The organism is Mesorhizobium sp. P5_C1 (assembly GCF_054049815.1).
In genome coordinates, this window is sequence record NZ_JBFULQ010000794.1 from 1 (window position 1) to 1,931 (window position 1,931).

Annotated in this window: 1 protein-coding gene; it reads right to left on the reverse strand. The window is 61.8% G+C overall.

The features are described 5' to 3' along the window. Positions 1-1,733 (reverse strand): MORN repeat-containing protein (locus ACXJ7R_RS31350; RefSeq protein ID WP_457155193.1); only part of this gene is annotated, 1,733 nt, incomplete at its 3' end. Between the last annotated feature and the right edge of the window lie 198 nt (positions 1,734-1,931).

The window sequence follows — 1,931 nt, forward strand, 5'->3', positions numbered from 1 at the left end:
AAATAGAAGAAGGTGACCGGCTTGCTCTCGCGCACGCTGCCATCGGCAAAATGCGCGGCGATGCTGAAGCTATGGATCGACGACATCGACGACCACATCTTCAGCCGCGCCGTGTAGGCGCTGATCTTCTTGTTGCCGCGCACCGGCATGGCGATGGTGTAATCATGCTTGCCGATCGGGAACTCGATGTTCTGGTAGCGCATCGCTTCCGGCGTGCCGCCGCCGCCATCGCCGCATTCGGCCATCGCTTCCGGCGTCTCGAAAACAGCCATGGTGATAGAGGTGCGGAACGGCTCGCTCTGCTGGTAGACATGACCCTCGTCGTCCGACCAGGAATAGTCGAACTTGCCGATCGCATTCAGCGTCATCGCCTGTTGCATGGTGCCGAGATAATCGGCGACCTCGCCGAACTTGATCTTGTTGGTGAGCTGGCTGCGGCAGACGTTGAGACTATCGACAGAAGGACAGGGAAACCGCCCCGTCTCCAGGCTGGCCGTGTCGACGCCAGCCTCTGCGAGCACGCTCTTGATCGACACGTCGACGCCCTCGCCGAAACTGCCGACATCCTTGCTGAACATGCGGCTGGGATCACCTGTCGGATTGCCTTCGTCGTCGACCGTGGTGAACTGGATCGACATCTTCATGTCCTTGGGCTCGCCCCAACCATTGTTGATGATCGAGAAATCCGGACGGAAGCCGACGCAGCCGAAATGCTCCGATATCGACAGCATCGGCTTGCGATAGGCATCACTGGCGGCGACCTTCATTTCCAGACTGTCGAGCTTGACCCTGGACTGGTCTGACGTCTTCAGGTCGACCTCGGCAAAGGCCGGCGCCTCCTCCCAGTTCATACCTTCATAGACATTGCTGGTGGTGACCTGGCCGGTGCCGTTCCAGCTGTCATTGTACTGGTCCGACAGCGGATAGATCGCGATATCCTCGTCGCGCACCAGATGCTGGTACTGCATATCGGACTGCTGGGTCATGCGCTGGTCGACCGCAACGCCGATCTCGACCTTGTCGGCATCGCCGCCACCGGTCTGCGCCTTGAGCAGCCCGCCGACCCTGGCATCGGCCAGCACGTCGGGACGCATTCCGCCGACCTCCTTGCCCATCGCCCATTGCGACTCGTAGATTGTGCCTCCGGCAAGCCGCGTGCGGCCCTTGCCGTTCTTCAACCCGTCGACAAATGAGCCGGCAAAAATCTCGCCGGTCCTTGACAGCAGTCGCCCCTCGCCATTCGGCGCGCCGGCGACGAACTGCCCCTCATAGCGGTTGCCGTCGGCGTCGACATGAATACCCGTCCCGTCGAGTTGCCCGACACGCCAATGCCCATCGAAAACCTCGCCCGAGCGCAGCTCGAGCCGGCCTTGCCCGTCGGGCCGRCCATTGCGGATGTCACCGAAATAGCTGGAATAGATGGTTTTGGGATCATAGCTCGCCGAGCCACGCACCCGCCACACGAGCCTGCCTTTGCCGTTGATGGTGCCGTTCTCAGTGATCGTCAGGTCGGGCGACTGGCCGGCCGCCGGCTCCCAGACGAAATCGAGATTCTTCTCCGGATGGAAATCCCAAACCCGGACCGTCCTGCGCAGCACCGAGCGCGTGTCTGCCTGGTAGAGGATCTGCACCCGTTCAGCCCAGGCGCCACCGGCAGGACCGGTCGCCGGATCGGCGTAGGCCGGTGATAATGTCAGCGCGGCCAGCATCGATGCGGCCGCGATACCGAACACTGCCCTAGTCCGCGCCATCCCTTGAGCCCCTTTGGATGCCAACCCCTTGGCCCYTTGAAGCGTAGTCGGCGAGCCGGCCTCGTGCAAGAGAAGCCGCATGGGAAGCATCGGCATGAAAAAAGGGCGGCGGGATTGCCCCGCCGCCCTTTGTCTTCACGGTGATTGCGTAGCGATTATTTGTACAGGCTGTTGATCCAC